Below are 13618 nucleotides of genomic sequence, written 5' to 3'. Positions count from 1 at the left end.
CTCTGCCGACCATAACGTTCTTTCATTTTAGTCTAGCGAACATATTGGTAATTTCGATGGATATAATAACCGGTCTGTTCCAATCGATAGTAACGACGACCAGTCGCGCGAGTGACGCCAGACGTCTCGGAGTGCGTGTGGTGACGGAGCGCTGTGCTGGTCGCGCCGAGGAAACGAACAATGGCAGGTCAAACGCGTTCGAACGAGGCAGTGACGCTCTCCGAAACAGCGACGGTGTCTGACTCACTCGTTCCGCGGGCCGCGACCGCGGCGGTCTGGGCGCTGTTTCTCCTCAGCCTGGGCGTGCTCGCGCTGACAGCCTGGGAAGGAGGTGGGTGGTCCGTACTGGACCTGTTCGTCGTCGACGGGCTGACTGCGGTCGTGTGGACAGTCGTCACGTTCTTCAGCGGCATCGTCCACAGCTACTCCCGTCGCTACATGGCCGGCGACCGCTACCTCGAGGGGTACTTCGGTCGCATCTTCGCGTTCACCGTCGTCGTCATGACGATGACGGCGGCCGACCACGTCGTGCTGTTCGTGGCGGCGTGGCTGGCAATGGGCCTCCTCATGGCGTCGCTCATCGGCCACGAACGCGAGTGGGCTCAGGCCCAGGCCGCTGCGGGGACCGCTCGCCGGTACTTCCTCGCGAGTAGCGCCCTGCTCGCTGCCGGCGTGGCCATCCTGGGCTGGACGACTGGCGCGACCGCCATCACCGGAATTCTCCAACAGGCCCAGCAGATACCGCCGCTGGCACTCCTCGCCGCCGTCTGCTGTCTCTTCCTCGCGGCGACGATCCAGTCGGCGCTGTTCCCGTTTCACACGTGGCTGCTGTCGTCGATGACCGCGCCCACGCCGGCATCCGCCCTGATGCACGCCGGCTTCGTCAACGCGGGCGGGATCCTGCTGACTCGCTTCGCACCGCTGCTCTCCGGCGAGACGCTTCTCATGTCGGCCATCGTCGTCGTGGGCGCTTTCAGCGCGCTGCTCGGTCAGGCCATGCTCCTCGTCCAGACGGACGTCAAGCGAAAGCTCGGGGCCTCGACCATGGCACAGATGGGCTTCATGATCCTCCAGTGCGGTCTCGGCTTCTTCGCCGCCGCCGTCACCCACCTGGTGCTCCACGGGTTCTACAAGGCGTACCTGTTCCTCTCTTCGGGTGAGGCAGTCGAACGGACGACCCCGGGGGTCGGGAAACACACCGAATCCTCGCTCGCCCGCGTCGGTGTCAGCCTCCTCACGGCCATTGGCGGCGGCGTCCTGTTCGCCATGCTCACCGGGAAGGGAACGGAACTGAATAGCGGGCTCTTCCTGACGTTCGTCGTCGTCCTGACGACGATGCACGCGACGCGGGACATCCTGCGGCGAGCGGTCCTGTTGCCGTGGCTCAGGCTCGTCAGCGTGCCAGTGATCGTCCTGACGGCCATCGGCGCCTACGCCGCGCTGTTCAACGCCATCTCGACGATAATCTCGGGCGCTCCGATGTCGGAGGCACCGACCGAACTGACCGTCGTCCACGTCGCCCTCGCTGGGCTGTTCACCGGGGCGTACCTGGCGACGGAACTGGGCTGGCACCGCTCGAGTGAGCGCCTGTACGTGGCACTGCTCAACATCTCGCAGCCGGACCCGGACACGATTCTCACGCGCAAGGAGGAGTACGATGACGCTTGAACCAGACGCTCTCACCGACAGTATCGACCGCGCCGCCGAGACCGTCGGCACGGTCTGGCCGCTCCACTCCTTCGTCACGGCCAACCCCCTGGCCGGGTTCGAGGACGATCCGTTCCACCGCGCTGTCGCAGAGGCCGAACAGCTGTTCGGTGGTCGGGGCTATCCGCACCCGTCGGTATTCCGCCAGGCGTGGGAGAACGGCCAGATCGACCCCGACGTGCTGGCGGCGGAACTGGACGCACACGACGTCTCCGGGGAGCCGGAGACGCTGCTCGAGGAGATGACAGCGGCCGAGTCCGGGCGGCAGGCCGAGACGGACGCCGCCGCGGAGACGCTCGACCGAGTCCTCTCGAAGTGGCTCGCCGCGTTCCTCGACCAGGGGCAGGCCCAGTGGTCGATGCCGGGCCGCGATCAGGGGTTCTACGCCGCCTGGCGGGACCTGGTCCCCCACGACGACGAGGTGCCGACCTGTGAGGACCCCGCCGACCTCCCCGAGAGCCCGACAACGGCGCTGGAGACGGTCCTCTCGGAGTACCCACAGGGTCGCTGGGAAGCCCTCTTCGAACATCACCTCGCCGCACTCCCCGGCTGGACCGGCTTCATCAAACAGCGCGCCGACGGCCACGCCGGCCCGTGGCAGGAAGCGTACCCCGTCTCGCTGCTGGAGTACCTCGCCGTGCGGCTGACGCTGGCCGACCTGCTGGACGCGCCCGTCGCCCCCGACGAGGGCGAGGGGGAAGCTGACGAGACCGCTGGAACAGGCGACGAGGACGTCCCGCTACCCGAGATGTGGCTGACAGCGTGGGAGAAGAGCTACCGCGCCCGGCTCCTCGACCACATCGATCGGGGGGCCACGGCGTCGCAGTCCACCGACGACCAGCGCCCGACCGCCCAGCTCGTCTTCTGCATCGATACGCGTTCGGAGGTTATCCGGCGCCACGTCGAGGCCGCCGGCCCGTACGAGACCCACGGCTACGCCGGCTTCTTCGGCGTTCCCATGCGCTACAAGGCCTACGAGTCCGACGTCGAGGTCGACGCCTGTCCGCCGATAGTGGACCCACAGCACCGCGTCACCGAACGTCGCCGTTCCGACACCGACGCCCGAAAGACGCCCCGCGACTGGTGGTCCCAGCTGACGACGGCCGGCCGAAAGCACCTCAAGTCTCTCAAGACGAACGTGGCGGCCGCCTTCACCTTCGTCGAGGGGGGCGGGAGCGCCTATGGAGGCGCGATGGCCGCACGGACGCTCTTCCCGTCGAAGGTCGCTGACGTCTCCGGGGCCATCGACGACTGGACGCCGGACCCCGCCGAGATCTGCAGGCCGACGGTCGATCGCTGCGCCGACCCAGAGGGCGACGAAGCGCTCCCCCAGGGGATGACCCTGGCGGAGAAAGTCAGTTACGCCGAGACTGCCTTCGACCTCATGGGATGGGAGGAGTTCGCCAGACTGGTCGTCTTCACCGGCCACGCGAGCGAGACGACGAACAACCCGTTCGATTCGAGCCTCGACTGCGGCGCCTGCGCCGGGAACCCGGGCGGTCCGAACGCGCGCGTCCTCGCCGCCATCTGTAACGACGAGGACGTCAGGGCGGCCCTGCGGACGCGTGGATTCGACGTCCCCGCCGACACCGTGTTCCTCGCCGGCGAGCACAACACGACGACAGACGAGGTCACCCTGTTCGACGGCCACGTCCCCGAGAGCCACGCGACGGACCTCGAACGCATCCGCGATGACCTCGAACGGGCGCGCGCCGCGGCCGCAGCCGAACGCACGGAGTCGATGCCGGGCAGCGACCGGGCGGACGCCGTCCGGGACACGGAACGACGGACGGCCGACTGGGCGGAGACCCGTCCCGAGTGGGGACTGGCCGGCAACGCTTCCTTCGTGATCGGTCCGCGAGAACTGACAGAGGGACGCGACCTCGACGGTCGGGCCTTCCTGCACTCCTACGACTGGACCACTGACCCGGACGGCGAGGCGCTGGAGGCCATCGTGACCGGTCCGCTCGTCGTGACCCAGTGGATCAACAACCAGTACTACTTCGCGACGGTCGACAACGGCGTCTACGGGAGCGGCTCGAAGGTCACGCAGAACCCGCGCGGCAACGTCGGCGTCGTGCAGGGGAACGGTGGCGACCTGATGACCGGGCTCCCACTGCAGTCGCTCATGGCGGCCGACGACCAGCCGTACCACCAGCCGCTGCGTCTCACGGCGGTGATCCACGCCCCCGTCGATCGGGTCACCGATATTCTCCGTGACCACGCGGAGGTCGCCGAACTGTTCGACAACGGCTGGCTGTCGCTCACGGTCGTGAATCCGGAGCAGGACGAAGAGGCGTTCCACTACCAGGGCGACCTCGAGTGGGAGCCGCAGGTGCGCGAACCGCTCGTTCACTGACCCGACGTCGGTTCTCAGTACGTCCAGAGGCGGTCGATGCGCGAGTCGATCTCGGGGTACTCCTCCCGTAACCGCTCGGCGGAGCGCTCGCCGTCGACGTTGATCACGTGCACCTCCCCGCGACGACCGCCGTAGACGCCCTGGAAGTCGTAGACGACCCCGATGACGTCGACGGTGTCACTGATCTCGTCGCTGTCCCGGAGCACCGACACCTGCCGGTCGACGTTGTACTCCACGAGGTGGTTGACGGCGGCCGACCGGTCGAGGCCGTCGGGGAGCGCCTCGACGCCGGGTTCGACGTGGGGCTTCAGCAGTTCGAGGCAGTGCTCGATACCGGGCAGGTCCGACAGCCCGTGGCTGAGCGCGTCGTAGGTCGCCGTGACGGCTCCACAGCCGGTGTGGCCCATCACGACGACTGTCTCTGTGCCGGTGTGTTCGACGGGGTAGAGGACGTCGCCCGAGACGACGTCGCCCGAGGCCCCGCGCTGGGTGACGCGGTTGCCGATGTTGCTACAGGTGAAGATGTGGCCGGGTTCGTCGTTGCCCCACACGTGGTCGTGGAGGACGCGCGAGTCCGAACAACAGACGCTGACGACGTCGGGGTGCTGGTCGTCCTGGAGGTCGTCGAAGCTGAACTGGAACGCCTCGGCGTGGTCGGCGTTCCGTTCAAGGATCTCGACGAAGGATCGCCGCATAGCTAGGCGGACGTGCGCCAGCCCGTATAGTACTTCGCCCGGGGGTCGGTTCGGCGGCGGGTCGGAGATCCGCCGTCGGGGATCCGCTGGTGAGGCCTGTCCGCAGCCCCTCGGCCCGACGACGGACCAACGACCGCCTCGTCCGTGGCAACCTAGGCGGTCAGTGCCTGACTGTCGTTCACCAGCTGGTACGGGCACCCCGTTCGCTCGACGCTCGCGCCGGGATGCGTGACGCCGGTATCTGAGACGGTCCGTGCGGCTCGTCGCCCCAGGTTCGGGACCTGAGAGACGGCGCCGACGGTCACTCCGGCGCGTCGACACGGTTCGTCTCGAACCACTCGACGGCGAAGTCGACGAGCGCCCGCTGGCTGGCGAGTCTGGCCGTCGCCGCGCCGACCGCCCCCGAGACGAGTCCGACCTCTCGTTCGAACGCTGTCCCCAGCGCGTCGAAGTCCCCCGTGCTCGTCTCGAGGGCGGATATCTCGACGTCCACTCGATGGCCGTCTTCGAGAATCGGCGCCGTGCTCACTGTCCGCTCTTTCTGAAAGTCGGCCCGGTGCTCCGCGAGGTGGAACGACGTGTTGCTGTCGTGACCGACGCCCAGCAGGAGGACGTCACCGTCGCGGTCGTAGACCCGGGCCAGCGGGGAGTTCTCCCCGAGAGGGTCGTCCAGGCCGTGATCGGTCACGACGGCGTCGGCCGCCCCACCCCACGCGGCGAAGGAGAACTGTGGGTGGCGGCTGCGAACGGTCCCGGGATAGGTCCGGAAGCACTCCGGTATCGCGCCCATCCCTCTCGTCGGGGTAACGTCCGGCCGGTACGGCGGTCTGGATTCGCGGATCTGACCGACCCAGTCGTCGGGGACCGGTGGCGCCTGCCAGTCTGCCGGGTCGGTGTACTGGCTGGTGTGGGTCGGCATTACCAGCGTTCCCGCGTCGGTCAGTACCTCCTGGAGGGCGTCGATAACGGCCGGCGGTCCCCCCGAAACCCAGCCGAGTGCGCTCGTCGACGAGTGAACCAGGAGCGTGTCGCCCGCTTCGACGCCGAGTTCGCGCAGGTCGGCGACCAGTGAGGAGACGGTGACTGGTTCGTCGGCTCGGTCGATGGCGTCCGCTTCGCTCATGCGGTTCCAGAGTACGAGCGCGCGCTTCAGTGTTCTCCCGGATTGTGGGACGGTACCGTCTGCCGTGTGGGTTTAGTCCCGCGTTCCGATCGAGCGCCGGATCGAAAGCACCTCGTCACGGAGGGCGTCGCGTTTCAATAGCGCGAACCCGGTGACGATCAACGTGAACCCGGCGACGGTGAAGACGGACGGCGTCTCCTGGAGGACGAGGAATCCGGTGACGGCGGCGACGACGGGGGCCGCGTAGGAGACGAAGTTGATCTCTATCGGGCCGAGGCGTTCCAGCAGGTCGAAGTAGACGAGGAACCCCAGTGCGCTCGCGACGACGACCAGATAGCTGAGCGCGAGGACGGCGTCCGCGGTCCAGTTCACGTCGGCCACGGATTCGCCGAGCAAGAGGCTCACGACGTGCATCAGCAGCGCGCCAAGCAGCATCGACCAGGCCTCCATCGTCTCGATGGGGAGGTCGGCGTCGATACGACGAGTGAGGACGCTGCCGAGCGCGAACGACGCGGCGGCCAGGAAGACGAGCAGTTGCGAGACGGTACTCGTCGTGACGAGGTTGCCCGGGTCGGGGTTGCTCAGGACGACGACGCCGGCGAAGCCGAGGAGGAGCCCGGCGATTCCCAGCGACGTGAGGCGCTCGTCCGGGAGCAGGCCGCGCGCGAAGCCGGTGGTCAGGACCGGCGAGAGGCTGACGATGATGGCCGCCGCGGCGCTCGTGGTCCCCTGTTCACCGACGAACAGGAAGGCGTGATAGGCGGCGATCAGCAGAAGGCCACCGACGCCGACCAGCCACCACTCCTGACGGGACTTCGGACGCCACTGATCCGTGGCGTACGCCGCGTACGCGAGCATCAGGACGCCCGCGGCGTCGTACCTGAAGGCCGCGAACAGCACCGGCGGGAAGAACTCCAGGCCTGCCTTGATAGCGGTGAAGGCCGAGCCCCAGGCGACGGCCAGCGCGAGGAACAGGACGAGATTGCGGTACCTCACGCCGGCCCACCTGCCCGACGGTCCGTTTCGACGACTGTTCCGAGCGTCACGGTCTTACTCGACCGCTGACGGCTAAACAGTGTATCGACTGACGCGCGCGTCTGCTGACGAACGAGGTTCGACCGGTCGTCGCACGCCGCAGTCGGTGACCCCTACTCCACCTTCGACCCGTCGGGCCGGAGGAGCCACCAGACGTCGCTGGCGCCGTGCCCTCTGGTGTGGGCTGGTTCCTCGTCCGAGGCGAAGTAGTACAGCGGCCATCCGGCGGCGGCAACCTGCGTCGCGCCGTCCTCCCGCTCGAACGTCGTCAGTTCCGCGGCGACGCCGTCCCCCTTCGACGGCTCCCCGTCGACAGTCAGCGGCGGCCAGCCGTCCGCGCAGTCGGCGCCGCAGGCACTCTCCCCCTCGCCCTGCGAGTCCCTGTCGTACATGTAGAGAGCCATGTCGTCGTTCCCGACGAGGATCTCCCCGTGTTCCTCGTGCGAGCGGACGGTGACAGCTGGTCCCGAGTCTGTTCCCGACTCCGCCCCGGAATTCGACCCGGAACCTGTGTCCGAGCCGGAGTCTGAGCCGGATCCAGAGTCAGATCCCGACCCCGACCCAGATCCGCTGTCTGCGTCCGACCCTGACCCGCCCTCTCCGATTCCCAGACACCCGGCGAGCGCGACTGTACTCCCCGCAATCCCCACGAACTTTCGCCGTGTAGTTGGCACGGCCTGACAGTCGGCCGAATTCCCTTTCAGGATTTTCCCAATTCCGTCCGAACTCCGTCCCAACTCGTCGCTTCACTGCGGGCCAATCCGGCTCATGACGGTCTTGCGGTACTACGTCTTCGTTGAATCCGCTGTCCGAATGTGGTCCCAGATCAGGCTTCCTCTTCCGGGACCGTCCCGAGTATCTCCTCGACCACGTCCCAGTGGGCGTCGGCCTGGTCCGTGAACACGTACACTGCCCCGTAGTCGTCCCCGGTCGGTTCGAGCACGTCGTGCTCCATCAGGACGTCGAGGTGGTGTCTGACGGTGGTGTAGTCGACGCCGAGCGACTCGGCGAGCTCGTTGGCGTTCTTCGGTCTCTCCTCGAGTTCCCGGACCAGTCGCGAACGCGTCGCTGCTCCGCGGGAACTGGCGAGCAACTGCCAGAGGACGCCGTCCATCGCCGGGCAGTTTCCCGGGGAGGTACGTAAACGCACTGGAGCTCCGGCGTTTTTATGCAGTATATAACGTCTAAAATATAGGTCCAGAGCCGACTTCGCGGCGGTTCAGGTCGGGTCGTATGCTTCGGCGAGCGCGTCGAGCGAGTCGTGGTGTTCACACGTGTGGGGCGCTGTCAACGGCGAGACGCTCACCTTGCCGTCGACGACCGCGCGACGGTCCGTTCCATCGGGGTCCGGGATGTCGCCCTCGGCCATCCGTTCCCAGATACGGTCGTGGAGCGTGATCAGGTCGCCGTCCTTCTCGGCGCCCATCTCGTAGACGGTCGAGGGCTCGGTGACTGCCATCGGTGCGGGCCCCCATTCGGCGACGGGTGCGTTGACGTTGAGGTAGTCACAGCGCTCGAAGACGCCCGACTGGAGGGCGTTGTCCGCCAGGTAGCGAGTGATCCGCTGGGCCTCGGCGTAGCTCTCGGGGTCGGTCTCGACGTCGGAGAACGCGGTGTCCTCGCGGACGGGGATGTACATCGAGACGGCGATGGCCGGCACGTCGAAGTACGTCGCCTCGACGGCGGCGCTGACCGTCCCCGACCGGCCGAGGACGTACGATCCGAGGTTGGCGCCCTCGTTACAGCCGGCCACGACCAGATCAGCATCCGGGACGAGCGACTCGATGCCGGCGACCACGCAGTCTGCCGGGGTGCCCTCGATGGCGTAGCCCAGGTCGTACTCGTGGACGGTCACCTCGTGGGAGATGGCCCGACCGACGGCGCTCTGGTCCGCTATCGGAGCGACGGCGGTCACGTCGCCAACCTCGGACAGCGCGTCGTAGAGGGCGCGAAAGCCGACGCTCTCGATGCCGTCGTCGTTCGTGAGGAGGATCGACGGCTCCGTTCCTACCATGGTCCGGTCTGTGGGCGTGCCGACGAAAAGCCTGCCGGGTAGTGGAGGCGTGGCGACGGCCGCCGCTGGCTTCCGTCCGTCGCGAGATCTGTCAGTCAAAAATTGACTCGCAAGTGCATCTGAAAACCGAATATCATATAATGGGAGAGGGAGTACCAAGACCGGAATGGTCGAACGACTCGCGAGCATCACCGGTGGGCTACCGGATCTCGTCTTCGCCGTCCGCCAGACCGCTCTGTGGCCCGAGGACGTCCCGTCTCCGTACTTCAGGCGGATGCTCTTTCGCGTCGGTGATGGGTGGGTAGACACGCCGGCGGGGTCACTGGCGACGGCCCCTGCCGGGTTCGTCAGCTACACCGAGCAGTACTTCGACGACGTCCGGGTCTACGGCGACGCTCCCGTCAAGGCCGTGCTCGACGCCAAGGGAATCACACAGATGGCCGCCTGTATCGACCGGGACGAGCAGACCCGCATCGACCTGTTCGGCGACCCGGAGTGCAGGTATGCGACGGAGTTACGCGTCAGCGCCGGAGAGACGATCATCCGTTTCGACGAGTTACCGGACGAGTCGTTCCTCTCGGACGTCCCCGAACAGATGCCCGAGACGTTCGACGGCGGCCGCTTCCGCCTCGCTGATGGGGAGCCGGCCCCGACGGTGGTCGAGACGACGGCCGCGTCCCTCTCACGCATCGTCGACGCCGTGGAGGCCGTCGACGGTGCGACGTACCCGCTCTCGGTCACCGAGGACGGACCGGCGCTCGACGTGTCCAGGCGCGGCGTCTCCGCGTGCGCCCGCCTCCCGGGACGACGAGTCGAGGGTCCGTCCGTGCAGAACCGCTACGGCGACGCGTTCGCACACGCCGTCCGGACGCTCGACGGCGATCTCAGGCTCGAGACGGCGCCCGACGGCCCGCTCGCCATCGTCAGCGAGAACGACGAGTACACCGCCCGTGTCGTCGTCCCGGTGCGCTAGGCCGCGTCCACGACCGCCTCGCCGTCGACGACCACGTTGTAGGCTGCTTCGTCATCGTTCCACAGTACCAGCGCGTTCTCGAAGAAGAGCAAGTCACCGTAGTCGGCCCGCCGCAGGTCGGCGTTGAGCGCCGACTCGTCCGTGAGCACGGCGAAGTGGTCGGTCTCCTGGCTCCCGTCGCCGATCAGGAAGAGCGGGTTACCGCCGTCCGAGAGGTCGTTGCTGAGTTTGACGGCGACGAGGTTGACGCGCTCGGTGACGTGGGCCTCCGCGTCGACCATCTTCGCCGCGAACTCCCTGCTTCCCTGGGCCTCGATGGCCCGCTCGCCGTCTCGCCGGAGCACGGCGTAGGCGTACTGTACGTCGACGTTGACGAACTCGCCGGGTTCGTGGTCCGGGTCGGTCGCGGCCTCGTCGAGTCGTCTCTGGAACTCGGGAACGGTGATGTCTGGCTTCACGTCGAAGGACCAGGACTCGCTCTCGGGAGATTCACCGTGCCAGAGCCTGACCGTCGGCGCGTACACCGTCGCTGGCCCGCGGTCCGCGACGGCTCGCTCGATCTCCCGCAGTTCGATAGCCGTATTCCGATCCGCCGGGGCGAGCGCGACCAGCGAGCCGTCTGCTGCGAGCGCGTCGAGGTATCGCCTGACTACGGCCTCGGGGTCGTCAAGTTCGCTGAGGACGTTTCCGAACAGGATCAGGTCGAACGCCGTCCGGTCCTCCCTTCCGCGCTCATCTGCAGAGCCGGGTTCGAACGCTTCCGCCGTTTCCCGGTGTATCGTCGTGCGAACGTTCGGGCCGTAGTCGTCGAGCATCCGGTCGAGAACGTCCGCGGCGGCGCTCGGTTCGACGGCGTGGTAGTCGACGAGTGCGTCCTCGGGCAACAGGTCGAGGAGGCCGAGCGCAGGGCCGCCGACGCCGGCGCCGACGTCGAGGACGCGGAGCGGCCGTTCGATCAACCCCTCGTTCGCCAGGTCCGCCAGAACGTACTGTGTCGTCGCGTAGTAGTCGGGGAGGTGGTAAATCGCGTAGCCCAGCGCCGTCAGATCGTCGTAGGTCACGTCGACCTGCCGGAGATACCGGTCCTTGATCTGGCGGATCCGGTCCCGGAGGCGCTCGCCGCTCTCGCCCTCGGGCCAGTCCACACCGTACTCCTCGACGAGTAATTCTTCGAGCGTCGCGGCGTGTCGCTCCGGGAACTCCTCGACGCCGTGGAAAGCGACCGAGATCGGTTCCTCGGGTGCCGGCTCGAAAGTCCCGTCGTCGCGCTCGACGACGCCCAGATCCATCGCCTCCTCGCGGATGACCTGCCGGACGACGGCCGGGTGGGGCTGGCCCTCGACGTACTCCGATATCTCGTCGGGGTCGAGCGGGCGGACGTTGCGCAGGTACTTGGCGTTCGAGACGACCTGCTCGCGCTGGTCTGGATTCATGAGAGGCGGTCGTAGAAGTCGACGAATCGGTCGGCGTCGGCGTCGGCGATCTCTGCGGCCGCGGCGGCGACGTCGTCGGCACCATCGAAGGCCGCCTGGATGTCGGCGTAGACCCGTCCTTCGCCGCCGGTCGTCTGCTCGACGAGGTCGAACAGGCCCGCGGAGATTGGGGTCTGGAAGTGGTCGGGGACGTCCTCGGCGGCAGCGGCGAACGCGAGGACGGCCGTGTGTGCCCTCGCCTGGACGGTCTCCATCGCCTCGTCGTGTTCCTCGGGCGTCGTCTCGACGACGTCGTTCCCGCCGGCCGTCAGCCGCTCGCGGACGGTCTCGCTCACCTCGCCGCCGTTGTCCGTGACGACGGCGACGTTGCCTGGTGCTCGTTCCGGGGCAAAGAGCGGGTGGAGGCTCAGACGCTCGCAGTCGGGCGCGTGCTCCCGCATCGCCGCCATCGGGTCGCGCATGCTCCCCGTCACGTCACAGATTGCACGCTCTGCGCGGGGAGCGTACGCCTCGATGGCGTCCCGCGCGGCCGGCATCGGGACGGCGACGCAGACAACGCCGAACGGCTCCTCGGCAGCAGGGTCGACGACGCGGCCACCGACGGCGTCCACGGCCGCCCGGGCGGCGTCCGGATCGGTGTCGGCGAACCCGACCTGGTCGTCCGCGGTGGCGACGCGCTCGGCGAACCACCGACCCATCGCGCCGGCACCCACCACGAGCAGTTTCATCGACCGCGGATAGCCCGTGCCCGTGCAAAAGCGGTTCGGTCCGGTCTATCGCGGCTCCGAATCGGGGTTTCAGTGACCGGTGACGATTCCACCGACCCGAACGACCATTCACGGCTGACGATGGCTCCGTAGACGCGCGTCGAACCGACCGAGGGGGCCGGAACTCCCCTTGTAAACGCTTATCAGGTCAGGTCGTGATCCCCGAGGCATGAAACGCGTCCGATTCCGCGACTCCGCCGGGAACGTCCGGGGCGGCCGGTGGACCGTCGAGGACGGCGAACCCGTCGTCACCGCGGCCGCGGGCCCCTACGGCCGCATCGCCTTCGGCGACGAGTCGTACTCGCCGGAGGAGGTCGAGGTGTTGCCGCCCTGTGAGCCCACGAAGATCGTCTGCGTCGGTCTGAACTACGCCGACCACGCCGAGGAGACGGGCAAGGACATCCCGGACCGGCCCATGCTCTTCCTGAAGCCGCCAAACACCGTCGCCAGTCACAACTCCACGGTAACGCTGCTGCCGGACAAGGAGCGCATCGACTTCGAGGCGGAACTCGGCGTCGTCATCGGCGAGCAGTGCAAGAACGTCACCGCGAAGGGCGCCGAGGACGTCATCGCCGGCTACACCTGCGTCAACGACCTCTCGAACCGGGACGACCAGCGCCAGGAGCAGAACTGGGTCCGCGGCAAGGCCTTCGACAACGCCTGTCCTATCGGCCCGCTCGTCGCGACGCCGGAGCACGTTCCCGAGGACGCGACTATCGAGTCCCGCGTCAACGGCGAGACCCGCCAGTCCTCCTCCCGTGACGAGTTCATCTTCTCCATCCCGGAACTCATCGAGGAGATAACGAGCTACATGACGCTCGAACCGGGCGACGTCATCTCGACGGGGACGCCATCGGGCGTCGGCCCGCTGGAGAACGGCGACCGCGTCGAGGTCGAAGTCGAGGGCGTCGGCACGCTCTCGCACACCGTTCGCATCCCCTGACTGCAACCGGGCAGTTCTTCTCTCCAAAAATTCCGTCGCGACCGCCGTTACAGTCCGAGCAGCGCGCCGGCGTCGAGCAGCAGGAGCACCGAGACGAGCGACGCCGCGAGGAGGAACGGGCGGGCGTTCCGCGCCGGTTCTCTGATCTTCTGCTGTGCGAGTCCGTCCGAGAGCTTACTCGCGGCGATCTCGGTGAACGCCGCCAGCAGGAACCACAGCGCGACCATGGCCAGGACGAGGTTGCCCCGCGTCGTGTTCAGTAGCGACGACCCGGTATAGAACGTCCCGGCGAGGTGTCCACCGGTCAGCAGGAGCAGGAGCGCGCTCGCCCGCGATATCTGTTTGAGCCGGCTCGTTACGAATTCCAGCGGAGCTACGTTTACGTCTCCATCCATCGCCGTCGGTAAGACGGCGAGTGTGACGAACAGGACGGTGCCAGACCACAGTCCCGCGAAGAGCATGTGCACCCCGAACACCGCGGCTTCGACGAATCCCATGCCAGTTGGTGGGGAGCAGGTCTCTTCAAGCCCGGTGAAACCGGCCGCCATTCCCGGTCGTGTCGACTCCCG

At 67.4% G+C, this 13618-nt stretch carries 13 protein-coding genes; 4 read left to right on the top strand and 9 right to left on the bottom strand.

The window, feature by feature from the left end; all coding sequences use genetic code 11:
- Window positions 1–180 precede the first annotated feature (180 nt).
- Together AC5FRV_RS04915 and AC5FRV_RS04910 are read left to right on the top strand one after the other, a co-directional pair.
- Window positions 181–1668, top strand: a complete 1488-nt coding sequence (locus AC5FRV_RS04915) for a proton-conducting transporter transmembrane domain-containing protein (RefSeq protein ID WP_493559977.1) — start codon at window positions 181–183, stop codon at window positions 1666–1668.
- The gene (locus tag AC5FRV_RS04910) at window positions 1658–4066 is read left to right on the top strand and encodes a DUF2309 domain-containing protein (protein ID WP_493559976.1); all 2409 of its coding nucleotides are present in this window, start codon (window positions 1658–1660) and stop codon (window positions 4064–4066) included. The genes AC5FRV_RS04915 and AC5FRV_RS04910 overlap by 11 nt, the downstream gene beginning before the upstream one ends.
- Before the next feature lie 14 nt (window positions 4067–4080).
- Here the strand turns inward: AC5FRV_RS04910 and AC5FRV_RS04905 are convergent, their stop codons facing one another.
- From AC5FRV_RS04905 to surE, 6 genes are all read right to left on the bottom strand, one after another.
- A complete protein-coding gene (locus AC5FRV_RS04905) occupies window positions 4081–4761 on the bottom strand; it encodes a carbonic anhydrase (protein ID WP_493559975.1) in 681 nt (226 codons plus the stop codon).
- A gap of 301 nt (window positions 4762–5062) precedes the next feature.
- Entirely contained in the window at window positions 5063–5884 is an 822-nt protein-coding gene (locus tag AC5FRV_RS04900) for an AAC(3) family N-acetyltransferase (RefSeq protein WP_493559974.1), read from the bottom strand.
- 72 nt (window positions 5885–5956) lie between these two features.
- Window positions 5957–6880 (bottom strand): DMT family transporter, encoded by a 924-nt coding sequence (locus tag AC5FRV_RS04895; protein WP_493559973.1) that lies wholly within the window; start codon window positions 6878–6880, stop codon window positions 5957–5959.
- 152 nt (window positions 6881–7032) lie between these two features.
- A complete protein-coding gene (locus AC5FRV_RS04890) occupies window positions 7033–7569 on the bottom strand; it encodes a COG4315 family predicted lipoprotein (protein WP_493560154.1) in 537 nt (178 codons plus the stop codon).
- Between the two features lie 176 nt (window positions 7570–7745).
- Window positions 7746–8033, bottom strand: coding sequence for a winged helix-turn-helix domain-containing protein (locus AC5FRV_RS04885; protein WP_493559972.1), 288 nt, complete (start codon window positions 8031–8033; stop codon window positions 7746–7748).
- 105 nt (window positions 8034–8138) lie between these two features.
- Window positions 8139–8933 carry a 5'/3'-nucleotidase SurE gene (gene surE / locus AC5FRV_RS04880; RefSeq protein ID WP_493559971.1) on the bottom strand — a complete coding sequence of 265 codons (795 nt, stop codon included), beginning with the start codon at window positions 8931–8933 and terminating at the stop codon, window positions 8139–8141.
- Between the two features lie 166 nt (window positions 8934–9099).
- On the opposite strand from surE, the gene AC5FRV_RS04875 reads away from it, so the two are divergent.
- Window positions 9100–9906: a hypothetical protein gene (locus AC5FRV_RS04875; RefSeq protein ID WP_493559970.1), complete on the top strand. Its 807-nt coding sequence runs from the start codon at window positions 9100–9102 to the stop codon at window positions 9904–9906.
- On the opposite strand, the gene AC5FRV_RS04870 is transcribed toward AC5FRV_RS04875, so the two are convergent.
- Together AC5FRV_RS04870 and AC5FRV_RS04865 are read right to left on the bottom strand one after the other, a co-directional pair.
- Window positions 9903–11339 (bottom strand): small ribosomal subunit Rsm22 family protein, encoded by a 1437-nt coding sequence (locus AC5FRV_RS04870; RefSeq protein WP_493559969.1) that lies wholly within the window; start codon window positions 11337–11339, stop codon window positions 9903–9905. The genes AC5FRV_RS04875 and AC5FRV_RS04870 overlap by 4 nt on opposite strands.
- Entirely contained in the window at window positions 11336–12067 is a 732-nt protein-coding gene (locus AC5FRV_RS04865) for an NAD(P)-binding domain-containing protein (RefSeq protein WP_493559968.1), read from the bottom strand. Before AC5FRV_RS04865 ends, AC5FRV_RS04870 begins: the two co-directional genes overlap by 4 nt.
- A 208-nt stretch (window positions 12068–12275) precedes the next feature.
- Between AC5FRV_RS04865 and AC5FRV_RS04860 the strand changes: the two genes are divergently transcribed.
- Window positions 12276–13049, top strand: a complete 774-nt coding sequence (locus AC5FRV_RS04860) for a fumarylacetoacetate hydrolase family protein (RefSeq protein WP_493559967.1) — start codon at window positions 12276–12278, stop codon at window positions 13047–13049.
- A 47-nt stretch (window positions 13050–13096) separates the two neighbouring features.
- Here the strand turns inward: AC5FRV_RS04860 and AC5FRV_RS04855 are convergent, their stop codons facing one another.
- On the bottom strand, window positions 13097–13546 hold the full coding sequence (locus AC5FRV_RS04855) for a CopD family protein (RefSeq protein WP_493559966.1): 450 nt from the start codon (window positions 13544–13546) through the stop codon (window positions 13097–13099).
- Window positions 13547–13618: the final 72 nt, after the last annotated feature.

Source organism: Halomicrobium sp. HArcel3, from assembly GCF_058933135.1.
Note: the sequence above shows the minus strand (reverse complement) of the source record. Positions and strands in the feature narration are given on the sequence as shown.